We start from the raw sequence: 13803 nt of genomic DNA, 5'->3' as shown, positions 1-13803 counted from the left end.
CTCAAAAGGATTCCTATGGGAGCAGAACAAGGTAGCATGATTGGTTCATTTTTACCATTGATCATTTTATTTGCGATTTTCTATTTTTTGATTATCAGACCACAGCAAAAACAGCAGAAAGCACACAAACAAATGCTTGAAAGCCTTGCCAAGGGCGATAAGATTATCACCAGCGGGGGCCTTATCGCTGAGATTGTAAAACCTGAAGAAGATTTTATCAAAATCAAACTAAATGATGACACCATTGTCAAACTAGATAGGGCTTTTGTGGCGAAAAAGGTTGAAGTGGCCAATGAAAACGCTTAATTACAGGGTAATACTTTTTGTATTTGCACTTATTTTCGGAGTAGTGTTTTCTATTCCTTCGTTAATGCAAAGCCAAAGCGGTAAAAAAATCACCCTCGGGCTTGATTTGCAAGGCGGTCTTCATATGCTTCTTGGTGTAAAGAGTGAAATAGCCATTGAATCAAAATTGAAATCCATAGCAGCGAGCATAAAGTATACATTTGATGATGAAGAGATCATTTTTGATGGTTTGCACATAGAAGAGGGAGAAAAAATCACGTTTGAACTTCTTGATGGTGATGATATAGAAAAAGCCAAAGCATTGCTTAAAAAAGAGATCCCGGGTATTGTGCTGAATGAAAATGGGTTAAAATTTACTGTGATGATGACAGAAGAAGAAGTGCTTCAGACTCAGCAAAATGCGATCAGCCAGGCTGTTGATACTATCCGCGGCAGGCTCAATGAGTTTGGCTTGGCAGATCCTACGGTAGCCAAACAGGGCGAAGATAAAATCCTCGTGGAGGTTCCCGGTATCAAAACACAAGAGGACGAGCAGCGTATCCGTGATCTGATAGCAAGAGCGGCACACTTGCAGCTTATGGCTGTAGATGAAGAGAGAATCGCGAGAGTGGAGACGATGAGCGAAAATGAAGCAAGAAGTTACGGGGATGTGATTTTAACCGATGTCAATACCCCTGAACGCTACCTGCTTCATCAGATTCCTGTACTTGACGGTTCGATGCTTATCGATGCAAAAGTAGGGTTTGATGAAAACAATCAGCCCGTGATCAATTTTACGCTTAATGGGCAAGGGGCTAAAATCTTTGGAGACTTTACAGCCAAAAGCGTTGGAAAGCGCATGGCAGTTGTGTTGGACGACAAAGTTTATTCGGCGCCTGTTATAAGGGAGCGTATCGGAGGAGGTCATGTGCAGATCTCAGGCAACTTTACAATTCCTGAAGCACACGATTTGGCCATTGCACTACGTTCAGGCGCTTTGCTTGCCCCGGTTTTTGTAGAAGAGAAGCGATCAGTCGGTCCCAGCTTGGGCGCGGACAGTATCAAGGCCAGCTCTATTGCTTTGGCATTCGGATTTGTTTTAGTGGTTATTTTTATGGTGTTTTATTATGGGATGGCAGGGATTGTTGCCAATATCGCATTGATAGGAAATTTATTTTTGATTTTGGCGATTATGTCGCTGTTTGGAGCAACGTTGACGCTTCCGGGTATGGCGGGTATTGTTTTGACGGTAGGGATGGCGGTAGATGCCAATGTTATTATCTCTGAGCGCATCAGGGAGTTGCTTCGCGAAGGAAAATCCGTAGCAAAATCGATTGAAAATGGTTATAGTAATGCCTTTACATCCATTTTGGATGCCAATGTGACAACGTTGGTTGCAGCTATAGTGCTTTATGTTTATGGTACAGGGGCGATTAAAGGATTTGCTTTAACGATGAGTATCGGTATTTTAGCTTCAATGTTTACCGCCATTGCGGGTACGCATGGCATTTATCAATGGATATTGCCTAAAATAAACCAGAAAAAACTTGGTTTCTGGTTTGGCATAAAAGCAGGGGAGAGATAGCCATGGAAGTTTTTAAATATAAAAAAGCATTTGCATTGATGAAATACAGCAAGCGTTTCGGTTTGCTTTCATTGGTAGTTGTATTTCTTTCTCTTGGACTTATTTTTACCAAGGGGTTCAATTACGGTATTGACTTTGCAGGCGGAACACTGATCCAGATACAGTATGAAGGCAAAGCCCCCATTGGCGAAGTAAGAAAAGCAATCAGCTCAGATAAAGCTTATGAGGGCGCAAGTGTAACCTATTTTGGCAGCGAAGATGAGATCGTGATCCGTGCAAAAACAAGCTCGCAGTCGCTTGGCAAGGATGCGGGAGATGCAGTAGCCGCGCTGCTCAAAGATACTGGCACTTTTAGCGTGCGAAGAGTGGATATGGTCGGCGCAAAAGTAGGATCAGAGCTTCGAGAAAAAGGACTTATGGCAATGGTGCTTGCCATTTTGGGAATTCTTATTTATGTTTCCTTTAGATTTGAGTGGCGCTTTGCACTTGCTTCCGTACTTGCTTTGGCCCATGACGTGACTATCGCTATGGGTGCGATAGTGCTTTTAAATATCGAAGTCAATCTTGATACCCTTGCGGCAATACTTACCATACTCGGTTATTCGATTAACGACACAATCATCGTTTTTGACCGTATCAGAGAGGAGATCTTATCACTCAAAGCTCCAGAGCTTTCTGAAGTCATCAATGAGTCAGTTACACGCACCCTTTCACGAACCACACTTACTTCTTTGACGACTCTGCTTGTAGTGTGGACTCTCTTTTTGTTTGGGGGAGAGATCATTGAAGGATTCAGTTTCACGTTGATGATAGGAATCATGGTTGGTACCTACTCTTCTATTTTTATAGCATCTCCGCTCTTAATATGGCTTGGTTTTTCTGTTTCTGATTTTAGAGAAAAAGCAGCTCAAAAACTTAAAAGAGAGAAAGAGAAAGAAAAAATGCGTCAAATGTATGAGCAGGGTACGCTATAATTTAAAAGCATTTTTTATCTCGGCAAAGCCGAAGCGTTAGTGCGGTGAATTGCAGACGGGCTTTGCCCGGATACAAGAAAAAAGAATAAAACCAAATACGTCATTCAAAATTCGTTTTGGAGTTTGAAATTTAAAGGAAGCGCAGATGAATTGGGGTAAAGTTTTTTATATCTTTTTTACATTGATGTCTTTGACGACATCGGCAGCATTTTTGTACGAATCTTCGTTGGTAGCGCTGTTTGTAGCGGGAAGCGTCAATGTCATCTCTACGATTTTGAAAATCGGGGTAAGAAATATACTCTCAGCCGAACTTTTGGCAGGCTCTTTGGTAGCCGATTTGCATCTTATCCCGGCTTTTTTTGCATTGAAGTTTTATGGTAACGAACCTATGGCGACAGGATTGGTTATCGGTGCAGTGGTAGCAAATCTTTATACGATTTTTATCTCTATGATCGAAAGTGCCAAAGAGAAAGCGGACTTTTAAATAGTGTTGTCCATAGAAAAAACGCCGGATCCTGAAAATGCTTTGACAAAGGCAAAAAAGGATTTATGTGCTTAAATATCGGACACCAAGAATTGTTCTATAAGAAGCAATGTGAGGACTGGCAATGGCTTATAAGGAAAGAAATTGAAGCATATCGTTATCTACTTGGCAATCACGTTTTGTTTGCATGCAACACTTCCTCTTGAAGTGCAGCAGCAGATAAACAAATCAGGCATTGCAAAAAATGAAGTAAGTGTTTATATTAAAGAGGTGGGGGGTGATGTCATTGCTTCTTATAATGCCCATAAAGCCATGACGCCTGCCTCTGTTATCAAGGTGGTAACAACTTATGCGTCTATTTTAAGTTTGGGATTTGATTACCGTTGGCCTACACAATTTTATACCACAGGCATTCTTAAGAACGGAGTTTTGCATGGGGATTTGATAGTAAAAGGCTTTGGCGACCCAACCCTTTCTTCAGATGATTTGCCTGAGATCATTAATGAGATAAACAAAAAAGGGATACGAAAGATCGGAGGAAGCATTCTTATAGATCGCAGTTATTTCAAAGTAGGAAATAAAGACAATTCCGGATTTGACGAGAATATATACAGTCCTTATAATGCAATGCCGGATGCCATGATGTTTAACGAGCGCATAAGCACCATTTGCGTAGCGCCGAATAAAAACAGCGTAATCCAAAAAAGCGTTGACCGCAGCTATAAGATTGTCAATCGTTTGCAGCGAATCAATGTGCCATGCGAAGGCAGATATTCATGGCCGATTGTTAAAATAGACAAAACTGAAACAGTCCCTTCTGTTTTGCTGCAGGGAAAAATATCTCAACGATGCGGAGAACGCAGGATTTCACAAGTAATTACAAAACCGTACAAATCATTTTATTATGCACTAAAAGATGCTCTTTTGAAGGCGGGAATTAAAGTGCAGGGGGGTCTTAAGCTAGAAAAAGTCCCCTCCTCCGCCCATATCCTTTTTACTCATTATTCGCAACCCCTTGAAGAGATCGTTTCAACTACGGCAAAAGACAGCAACAACCTTTATGCTCGCCATCTTTTGCTTTTGCTTGGCGCAAAAATGTACGGTGCTCCTGCTACGCTGAGCAAAGGAAGAAGCGCCATTGTGACTATCTTGAAAAACAAAAAAACTTTACAAAGCGAAGTTTTACAAATCGATAACGGGAGCGGTCTGTCGCGAATTTCAAAACTCAATGCCAAACTTTTGTCTGATGTTTTGGAGGGTGCTTATGAGAGATACGGAGAAAGATGGAGAGATACGCTCTCTGTTGCGGGGGTAGACGGCACAATAAAAAGACGTTTTGGCGGCACGATAGTCAGTAAGCATGCATGGATGAAAACAGGTACGCTTAAGCGCGTGAAAAATATTGCAGGGTATGTCAAAAATAGGGCAGGAAAGCTTTATAATGTCGTAATTTTAGTCAACAGCAATAAAGGCAACTGGAGGGCGAATCAGTTGCAAAATGAGATTATTCAATGGTTGGCAAAGGGCACAAGCAAGCCCAAAGCAGCCCCGCAGCGTATTTCTGAAAAATATGTACAAAAAAACATACAACCCGCAGCTCCTATAAATATACCCCAAGGGTATGGCGTACAGGTAGGTTCTTTTGCGCAGACACCCAAGGCAGCTTATTTGGCACGTATCAAAAAAGCAGGATTTTCTTATAGAGTGCTTCATCAAAGCATTTATAGGGTAATTGTAGGACCTTATGGCGACGAATCAAGTGCTAAACGCGCATTGGGAGATATAAGGCAAAAAATTAACCGCGGAGCGTTTATCGTAAAGTTGTAGAGTATTTTTCAAATCTTAACACCATCTACGGTATAATTCATTCAAAAAGACAGAGTGTAAATGAATTTTGAAACCTACCCCTTTGAAAAATTACATCAACTGCTTGAGGGCGTTACCCCCAATCTCGCATATGAGCCTTTAAGTTTAACGATAGGCGAACCCCAGTTTGATACCCCCCAATTCATTTTAGAGGCACTTTGCAACAGTGCAGCACTGCTCAATAAGTACCCTAAGACAGCAGGGGAAGATATTTTACGCGAAGGAATATTTGCTTATCTTCGCAACCGTTTTGATTTGTCTTTGAATAATGCACAGATCATTCCTACATTTGGAACCAGAGAGGTGCTTTTTAACTTTCCTCAGTTTTTGCTGCATGATATCGAAGATCCGGTTATGGTTTTCCCTAACCCCTTTTATCAGATTTATGAGGGTGCAGCCAAAGCGAGCCGTGCCGAGGTTTTTTATCTCAATTTAAATAACCAAAACAATTTTCAACCCGAAGTAGATGAAGAAACGTTGCAAAAAGCGGATTTGGTTATTTTAAATTCACCCAATAATCCTACTTCTTCTACAATGCACATGGATGCTCTCAAGAGATGGGTTGGGTTGGCACTCAAGCACGATTTTGTTTTGCTTAACGATGAGTGCTATATAGATCTTTATCTAGACAAGCCTTTGCCTTCTTTGTTGAATGCCAGTATCGAAGCGGGCAATGAGGAGTTTAAAAATATAGTGGTAATCAATTCTATCTCCAAAAGGTCATCCGCTCCCGGCTTAAGAAGCGGATTCATTGCAGGGGATAAGCAGATCCTTGAGAAATATATGGTTTACCGTACCTATGTGGGGTGCGCGTCTCCTTTGCCGCTGCAATATGCTGCTGCCGCCGCCTGGGCAGATCAGGCGCATGTAGATACATTCAGAGAAAAATATAAAAAAAACTTTCAATCAGCCAAAGAGATACTGGGACTAGAGATGCCTGAAGCAACTTTTTATATTTGGTTGAAAGTTGAAGATGAGATTGGTTTTACAGTCAAACTGTATAAAGATTACAACCTTAAGGTGCTTCCGGGCTCTTTTCTCGGACGCAGAGAAGAAGGAAAAGGGTATGTACGGTTGGCATTGGTGTACGAAGAGGCCAAAACCGTTCAGGCACTCAAAAGAATTAAATTAGCATTGGAGCAATAAGATGGAAACCCCGGAGATACATATAGAAGAACTCAAAAAAGATGAAACATTTTTAGCAAACCTTAAAATGTTGGAAAAAGAGATGGTAGATGAAAACAGTATCGCCAAAGGGTATCAGCTTCTTGATGCAAATCTTATCATCGAAGCCGGTGAAGATGATATCAATGAGATTTTTACTTTTATCGTCAATACAGCGTTCGATAAACTTGCAGAAAATCTTTCTATACAAAAAGCTTTTGATATGAATGACCCAGAAGATCTTGCCACTGCAAGAGCGATCTACGAGCACGGCATTCAGCGCTATAGCGAAAATGATAAAAAGGGCGCGAAGGAGATTTTTTTGATTTTGTACCACACTGTCAATCATCAGGCGCTAAAAGATGCAATGATGGTGCATGCATGCGCAGTGATGGCGGGCCATAGTTTTGATGATTTTATTGAAAATCTTGTAGACGTAGATGCCGTGGATGTGCAGGATCCGCTTGCTTTTTTCATTCAAACTTTTACGCAGCCTACAGATATTTTGCTTACAATGTTTGCAAAATATGTACAAGAAGCAAAAGAAGAGTTAAAAGTCTTGGCAAAGGATTGATTGTGAAAATTCATTTTATCGGTATTGGCGGCATAGGATTGTCGGCATTGGCAAAATTTTTAGCAAATGACGGACATAAGATTTCGGGTTCGGATATCAAGCAAACAGAAATTACCAATGATTTGGCAATGAATTTTGACGCAAAAATCACGATACCTCACCATGAAGATGCAGTAGAAGGGGTAGACAGAGTTATTTACTCTGCCGCAGTGCGGCCTACCAATCCTGAATATCAAAAAGCCAAACTGCTTGGCATAGAACTGCTTTCGCGCAAAGAGGCCTTAAAGTCTATCCTTGGAGAAAAAGAGGTGTATGCTGTGGGCGGGGCACACGGAAAAAGTACGACTTCGGCAATGCTTGCCTCTCTTCTTCCAGATTCTAATGCATTGATTGGAGCCATCAGCAAAGAGTTTGGTTCCAACGTGCGCCATTGCGCCAACAACAAAGTGGTATTTGAGGCTGATGAAAGTGATGAGAGTTTTCTTAACTCCAATCCTTATTTGGCGGTAGTCACCAACGTGGAGCCTGAACACATGGAATATTACGGATACGATGAAGAGCGTTTTTACAATGCATATAAACATTTTCTCTCTCTGGCAAAGATCCGTATAATCAATGCCGAAGATGCATTTCTTTCCTCCTTAGATATGGATGCGGTCAGGCTCTATCCTTCAAAAGATATTACCCATATGGAGTTCATTTTGGTCAACGGCGAGCCCTATACTAAATTTGAACTTTTAAATCTGGGTGCCTTTGAAGTGCTTGGGTTTGGTATGCATATTGCTACTGATGCGGCATTGGCTGTTTTTGCGGCATTGCAGCTGGGCGAAAACATTGAAGATATCCGTTGTAATTTAAGACATTACAAAGGGATCAAAAAACGTTTTGATATTGTGCAAAATAAAACTTCCTGCGTGGTGATAGATGACTACGGACACCATCCTACAGAGATCAAAGCGACGATAGCCTCACTTAAGACTTATGCCAAACTAAGAGAATTCAATAAGCTTTATATTATTTGGCAGCCGCATAAATACAGTCGAACCATGGACAACCTTCAAGGGTTTGTGGAGTGTTTTGAAGGAGCAGATGAACTGGTGATTCTTCCTATCTGGTCGGCAGGAGAACTGGAAGTAGAGATAGACCTTAAAGGCGCTTTTTCCAAATACAATCTTACTATGGCAGACAAAATCACCAAAGAAGATGGCGCGGTAAAAGTTATCAAAGAGGGACATGTGATTAAAGAGTATAGCGATGGACTTATTGCAGCCTTTGGAGCGGGGGATATCACCTATCAGATTCGCGGTGAAGCTTAAATCTACTCATTTGAGCAGTTTAGATGCTATAATCCCAATAAAAATATCGAGGTGTATACGAGGTGTCAGCACAGCAACACAGTGAAAAATCCATCATCCAAAAACTTGACTTAGACGGTTATATTGCCAGGTTTAAACAATTTTTTGCCAGAGAAAAATCGGTTGTAATGATGGGGGATATCAATCAGCATTACCGTTATATCAAGGCGCTTTGTGATGTGCAATTTCCTCCTCCTTATGATGTACCAAATCTTGACAGAGAAATAACCCTTGTCAAAAAACAAGGCGTGCTTGCCTTGGATGAAATTTATGCTTTTGTGAAAATGTTGTCTTATTTTAATACCCTTGCAGTACTTGATTTGCCTGAACCGCTTTTTTCATGGATAAAAAGTATTCAAATACCTCAAGAAATGAGTGAGATTATAGGATACTTTGCCGATGATGGACAGATCAATGCCGAGCGTGATCCCGAACTTTTTGATCTGGAAAGAGCCATCAAGCAAAATAAGGCACAGATCAAAGAGACACTCTATAAGCTGGCCCACTCAAGTAAATTATTGCCCTATTTGGTGGATTCTCAAGTCCATTTCAATGGCGGCGAAGAGACACTTTTGGCGCGCGGAGGGTTTAATAACGTTATAAAAGCGACAGTGGCAGGCAGAAGTGCCGGGGGGTATTTTTATATCATTCCCCAAAGTATCTCTCATCTCAAAGAGAAAGAAGCAGCGCTTCTCAGCGGCAAAGAGGAGCTGATCTATCGCTATTGTAAGAAAATTTCTGCGACTTTTTTCAAGTGGGAGCGATTTATTTCGTTTATCAATAAAGAGTATGACAGGTTTGACCACTATCAGGCGCGCGTGAGTTTTGCCAGGGCCAATGAGTATGAGTTTGTCCTTCCGGGCAAAGAAAAACGTATTAAATTGCAAGATTTTGCCCATCCTGCTATTGACAATCCTATGCCCATCACGATGGATCTGAATAAAAAAATTATGCTGGTGACCGGAGTGAATGCCGGAGGTAAAACCATGCTGCTCAAATCTATGCTGAGTGCCGTGTACATGAGTAAATATCTTTTGCCTTTTAAGTGCGATGCTTCCAGAACAGAAGTAGGGCATTATAAGAGTATCGAAGCAGTCATTGATGATCCTCAGTCGGTCAAAAATGATATTTCTACTTTTGCGGGCCGTATGGTCGAGTTTGCGAAGCTTTTTGGCAAAGAAGATGCGATAGTAGGTGTTGATGAGATAGAGTTGGGGACAGACAGTGACGAGGCTGCCAGTTTGTTCCGTGTTATGCTTGACGAGCTGCGAAAAAGGGGTATCACCTTCATTGTTACAACACACCATAAGCGTTTGGCTTCTTTGATGGCGAGTGATGATGAGGTGGAGTTGATCGCTGCACTTTATGATGAAGCCATGCGTAGGCCTACATATACTTTTTTGCAAGGGAGTATCGGCAAGAGTTATGCTTTTGAGACTGCAGAACGTTATGGTATCCCTCCTGCTATTGTCGCCAAAGCCAAAGAGGTTTACGGAGAGGATAAGGAAAATCTTAATGAGTTGATCGAGAAATCCACTTCTCTCGAACGAGAGATGCGTACAAAGATCGCCGGCATAGACGAAAAGCTTCTTGCGATTGAAAAGCAGAAACAAAAGCTTCAAGAAGAAGAAGCAAAGCTTCAAGAAAGCCACAGAAAAGCAATCGCTACTTTGGAAAATCGTTACAATGCGGCTACAAAAAAAGCACAAGAAGCACTTAAGGCCAAAGAGTCTACCGAAGGGAGACGATTGCTCAATGAGGCATATCAGCGTAAAACATTTACATCCAAAGAGGTAAAACTAGAAGCGAAAGAGCCCCTCAAAGAAGGAGACAAGGTCAAATACCGTTCCCATAAAGCGCAACTGCTTTCGGTTCGAGGCAATGACGCGACGATCATCGTGGACGGCCTTAAGATGAGAGTGCCGCTCAATCAGCTTAAAAAAGCAGGTGAAACTCCGCAGACCAAAACGATACCAAAATCTAAAAAAACGGATGTTACCGTACAAAGAACAGGCGCAAGTGTTTCAGTAAAAGTGTTAGGAATGTACGCCGATGAAGCCATAGCAAAAGTAGATAAATTTCTCTCTGATGCTTTGGTGAACGGGCTGAATGAAGTGCAGATTATCCACGGTACGGGAAGCGGTGTGCTTGCCAAACTCATCACGGAGTATTTGAAAAATCATCCAAAGATAGAAAAATTTTACCGTATGCCCGGAAACTTAGGAATCACAATCGTTGAATTGTAAACTACCGTCTGTTTGGCATCTAGTTTTTTATAGAATTTCATTGATAAATATCCTAAAGTATGGCTATAGAAAAGTCAATTTTATTATACAATTGCACACTTATTTAAAGGTGAGAGGAGACGTGTATGCCCGAATTGAAAATAGGCGGTTTTACACTTAAGCCTTTTGGTCTTGAGGTAAAAGCTATGATGCAAAATTATCTTAAAGAACTCAAGGTAGACAGCAGCGACTATACTTTTGCTGCAAATTTTATTTGGTTTTCGAGTGCAAGCGGTTTTTATGCGATCATAGAGGATACGTTTTGTCTTTTCAGTATGACAGGAAGCGAGCTTACGATGCCCTTGCCGCCCTTGGGAGACAAGAAAAATGTCTATAAAGCGATTATTAACTGTTTTGGAATTATGAATAAAAATAATACTTCACGATATTACTCTAAGATAGAGTATATAGATGAGACAATGTTGGAAGATTTTGTCGATCACCTTGAAGAGGGGACCTTTATTTTTGAAATGCTTGACGATTTTATTATTGAAAAAAAACTTGTCGATTATATCTATCAAGCAGATGATCTCATAGAACTTAAAGGTAATTCATATCATACAAAACGAAACGAGATCAACAAATTCAAAAAAGCTTATCCCGACCACGAGATCATGGTTTTGGATCCGGATATCCATGGTAAAGATATTATCGATCTTTTCAATAAATGGATAGCTGATCGTATTAAATATATGCCCAAAGAAGAAGCAGATATTTTTTTAGAAGGGATCTATCTAGAAAGACAAGCGATCAAAAGAATGATACAGTATTATAGAAAATTAGATCTTTTTGGGATTATACTTTATATAGGAGGAGAATGTAAGGGTTTTACTGTGGGAGAAAAAATTAACGATACTACTGCAAGTGTCATTATTGAAAAAACTGATTTTAAAATACTAGGGTGCGCACAGTTTATTTTTAGAGAATTTTCAAAAATTCTCAAAGAGATGTTTGGTGTCACTTATATCAATGTCGGAGATGATATGGGATTCGAAAATCTCAAAAAAGTTAAAATGTCCTATCGGCCTTATCGACTACTTCCAAAATATACACTTTATCAAAAATGATAATTCAAAAAGCAGTTTCCAAAGATGCTAAAGCCCTTTATGCTTTAGAACAAGAGGTCTTTACTTCTAGTAATTATCCTCTTTCGCTACACGCATTTTATTATCACATTCAAAAAAATCTATTGTTAAAAGCAGTAGATGATGGAAAAATAGTAGGATACATCCTGCTGTTTAGAATCAAAAAAACACTTAAAATTCATTCTCTCGCTGTTATAGAAGAGTTTAGAGGTCAGCATATTGCTCAAAAGCTTATTGAAAAGGCTTTGGGTGCATATGATGACAAGAAATATAATCGTATGGCACTGGAAGTTCGCTTGGATAATGTTTCTGCAATTAAACTTTATCAAAAATTTGGATTTGTTATCAAAAAAGAGTTGCCTTCCTTTTACCTGGACGGAAGTAGCGCATACTATATGTACAGATCAAATGTGCCGGCATGAAGCTTTATGTATAACTAACCTTTAATCCCATTTTGATATAATAGTCTAATTTTAATTTTGGAGAATGCTGTGAGTATTTCAGAGAGTATAGATCAGGCTAAAAAAGAATTAAGCAGTGACGAGCAGATACTTGTTTCTGCCTTTAAATTGGAAAAAGTATATAAAAAATATAAAACAATAATTTGGGGTGCAGTGATCATACTTTTGGTCTTTTTCGCAGGCAAAACTGTGGTTAATGCCATGAATGAAGCAACGCTTCAAAAAGCAAATGAAGCATTTTTGACATTGCAGGCCAATCCTGAAGATGCTCAAGCGCTTCAAACGCTTAAAGATACCAATCCAACTCTTTTTGAACTTTTTTCTTTTGCCCAGGCTGTAAAGAAAAATGATGTAAATGCTTTGGTGCCGTTGTCTCAAAGTAAAAATGAAGTGATAGCCGATTCAAGCAAGTATGCGCAAAAAGTATTGGCCAATGAAAGTACAGATTCGGTACTATATAAAGAGATGGCGCTGCTGGAATCTGCCTATCTTGCAATTAAAGCCGGGGATGCAAAACAAGCCAGAACACAGCTGGAGAGCATTGATGAACGCTCTTCAATCGGATTATTTGCATCGCTCCTTAAACATTCTATCATAAAGGTAAAGTAATGAAAAAAATATCACTTGTTGCCCTATCGTTAGCGGCACTCTTTTTTTCCGGATGCACAAGCAAACAGTATTTTGAGCCTAAAGAGACGTTTTCTGCATCAAGCGTTTCGCATTCGTTTGGAAGCAGTATTGTCGATCTGAGCCGTGACGGTGCTACGCTTAAAAATGGTCAATATATCGGCAAGCAAGGGATTAGCGGTATCCAGATGGGAGAAGATTATCGATATTTAAGCGAAAGTGCTTCTTATGCTTTAGCAGCGAATTCCGAAGGTGTATTAAAAGTGATTGATAAAAATACCAAAGAAACCGTACGCGCCATAGCGCTTCACGTTCCTGTGGTCTCTGCGGGTATTCAAAACGATATAATTACTTATGTTTTAAACAATAATACATTTGGTATTTATGAGATATCCAATAACAAAAAAATATTTGAAAGCCGGTCCGAAGAGACATTCGCCATAGATACAAGAGCCGCAACCCCTATGTTTATAGACAATCTTGCTGTCATGCCTATGCTTGATGGCAAATTGATTATTGTCAATCCTGCTGACCCGGAGAATGCAAAAGTTGTTTACATAAGCAGCGCCAAGGCATTTAACAATGTGATGTACCTTTCTCGCATGGACAATACGATGGTATCCGCTACACCAAAAACACTTATTACCTTGGACACAGAAGGCAAAAATGAGCATCGTGCCAATATTTCGGAAGTAAGTATTGACAAGGGCTATATCTATCTTTTCACCAAAGAAGGTGAAATTAAAAAATTCAATACAAATTTAGAGGAAATTGCGCACAACAAATTTAAATTTGCACATTTTTCAGCTTCTGCAGCATTTGACGGAAAAGTATACGCTTTAGATCAGCAAGGTTCATTGATCGTACTCTCCAATGACCTGAAAAAATATAAAATTTATGATCTTGGAAGCGTGAAAGATCCTGCTTTTATCACAGGTAAAAAACTTTATAAAGACGGTGATGTGGTCGAGCTTTCTAAATTGAGTTATAACTAATATCATTTTTTGGCTTACTTTTTAAGGATGTGAGCCAAAAAATGTTTTAAACGGTCAATGGGT

At 40.0% G+C, this 13803-nt stretch carries 13 protein-coding genes; all 13 read left to right on the top strand.

The window, feature by feature from the left end; translation table 11 throughout:
• Positions 1-15 precede the first annotated feature (15 nt).
• The 13 genes from yajC to CFH81_05350 all read left to right on the top strand — a co-directional run bounded on the left by yajC (position 16) and on the right by CFH81_05350 (position 13740).
• Positions 16-306, top strand: a complete 291-nt coding sequence (yajC, locus tag CFH81_05410; protein ID DAB39669.1) for a preprotein translocase subunit YajC — start codon at positions 16-18, stop codon at positions 304-306.
• The gene (gene secD / locus CFH81_05405) at positions 293-1870 is read left to right on the top strand and encodes a protein translocase subunit SecD (GenBank protein ID DAB39668.1); all 1578 of its coding nucleotides are present in this window, start codon (positions 293-295) and stop codon (positions 1868-1870) included. The genes yajC and secD overlap by 14 nt, the downstream gene beginning before the upstream one ends.
• Positions 1871-1872: 2 nt before the next feature.
• On the top strand, positions 1873-2844 hold the full coding sequence (secF, locus tag CFH81_05400; GenBank protein DAB39667.1) for a protein translocase subunit SecF: 972 nt from the start codon (positions 1873-1875) through the stop codon (positions 2842-2844).
• Between the two features lie 145 nt (positions 2845-2989).
• Positions 2990-3328, top strand: coding sequence for a hypothetical protein (locus tag CFH81_05395; protein DAB39666.1), 339 nt, complete (start codon positions 2990-2992; stop codon positions 3326-3328).
• 144 nt (positions 3329-3472) lie between these two features.
• A complete protein-coding gene (gene dacB, locus CFH81_05390) occupies positions 3473-5155 on the top strand; it encodes a D-alanyl-D-alanine carboxypeptidase/D-alanyl-D-alanine-endopeptidase (protein DAB39665.1) in 1683 nt (560 codons plus the stop codon).
• Positions 5156-5215: 60 nt separating this feature from the next.
• On the top strand, positions 5216-6340 hold the full coding sequence (locus tag CFH81_05385; protein DAB39664.1) for a hypothetical protein: 1125 nt from the start codon (positions 5216-5218) through the stop codon (positions 6338-6340).
• Between the two features lies 1 nt (position 6341).
• Positions 6342-6932, top strand: coding sequence for a hypothetical protein (locus CFH81_05380; GenBank protein DAB39663.1), 591 nt, complete (start codon positions 6342-6344; stop codon positions 6930-6932).
• 2 nt (positions 6933-6934) lie between these two features.
• Positions 6935-8248 carry a UDP-N-acetylmuramate--L-alanine ligase gene (locus tag CFH81_05375; protein DAB39662.1) on the top strand — a complete coding sequence of 438 codons (1314 nt, stop codon included), beginning with the start codon at positions 6935-6937 and terminating at the stop codon, positions 8246-8248.
• 62 nt (positions 8249-8310) lie between these two features.
• Positions 8311-10533 carry an endonuclease MutS2 gene (locus tag CFH81_05370; GenBank protein ID DAB39661.1) on the top strand — a complete coding sequence of 741 codons (2223 nt, stop codon included), beginning with the start codon at positions 8311-8313 and terminating at the stop codon, positions 10531-10533.
• A 125-nt stretch (positions 10534-10658) separates the two neighbouring features.
• Positions 10659-11639, top strand: a complete 981-nt coding sequence (locus tag CFH81_05365; GenBank protein DAB39660.1) for a ribonuclease HII — start codon at positions 10659-10661, stop codon at positions 11637-11639.
• Positions 11636-12079: a ribosomal-protein-alanine N-acetyltransferase gene (locus tag CFH81_05360; GenBank protein ID DAB39659.1), complete on the top strand. Its 444-nt coding sequence runs from the start codon at positions 11636-11638 to the stop codon at positions 12077-12079. The genes CFH81_05365 and CFH81_05360 overlap by 4 nt, the downstream gene beginning before the upstream one ends.
• 69 nt (positions 12080-12148) lie before the next feature.
• A complete protein-coding gene (locus CFH81_05355; GenBank protein ID DAB39658.1) occupies positions 12149-12727 on the top strand; it encodes a hypothetical protein in 579 nt (192 codons plus the stop codon).
• Positions 12727-13740, top strand: a complete 1014-nt coding sequence (locus CFH81_05350; protein DAB39657.1) for a hypothetical protein — start codon at positions 12727-12729, stop codon at positions 13738-13740. Before CFH81_05355 ends, CFH81_05350 begins: the two co-directional genes overlap by 1 nt.
• The last annotated feature ends 63 nt before the right edge of the window (positions 13741-13803 follow it).

Origin of the sequence: Sulfurovum sp. UBA12169 (assembly GCA_002742845.1) — a bacterium.
GTDB lineage: Bacteria > Campylobacterota > Campylobacteria > Campylobacterales > Sulfurovaceae > Sulfurovum.
Note: the sequence above shows the minus strand (reverse complement) of the source record. Positions and strands in the feature narration are given on the sequence as shown.

Bases quoted from the DNA above. Each gene is read 5' to 3' on its own strand.
- CFH81_05385 (DAB39664.1), top strand. From the start codon at position 5,216: ATGAATTTTGAAACCTACCCCTTTGAAAAATTACATCAACTGCTTGAG.
- CFH81_05380 (DAB39663.1), top strand. From the start codon at position 6,342: ATGGAAACCCCGGAGATACATATAGAAGAACTCAAAAAAGATGAAACA.
- secD (DAB39668.1), top strand. From the start codon at position 293: ATGAAAACGCTTAATTACAGGGTAATACTTTTTGTATTTGCACTTATT.
- CFH81_05395 (DAB39666.1), top strand. From the start codon at position 2,990: ATGAATTGGGGTAAAGTTTTTTATATCTTTTTTACATTGATGTCTTTG.
- CFH81_05350 (DAB39657.1), top strand. From the start codon at position 12,727: ATGAAAAAAATATCACTTGTTGCCCTATCGTTAGCGGCACTCTTTTTT.
- secF (DAB39667.1), top strand. From the start codon at position 1,873: ATGGAAGTTTTTAAATATAAAAAAGCATTTGCATTGATGAAATACAGC.
- CFH81_05365 (DAB39660.1), top strand. From the start codon at position 10,659: ATGCCCGAATTGAAAATAGGCGGTTTTACACTTAAGCCTTTTGGTCTT.
- yajC (DAB39669.1), top strand. From the start codon at position 16: ATGGGAGCAGAACAAGGTAGCATGATTGGTTCATTTTTACCATTGATC.
- CFH81_05360 (DAB39659.1), top strand. From the start codon at position 11,636: ATGATAATTCAAAAAGCAGTTTCCAAAGATGCTAAAGCCCTTTATGCT.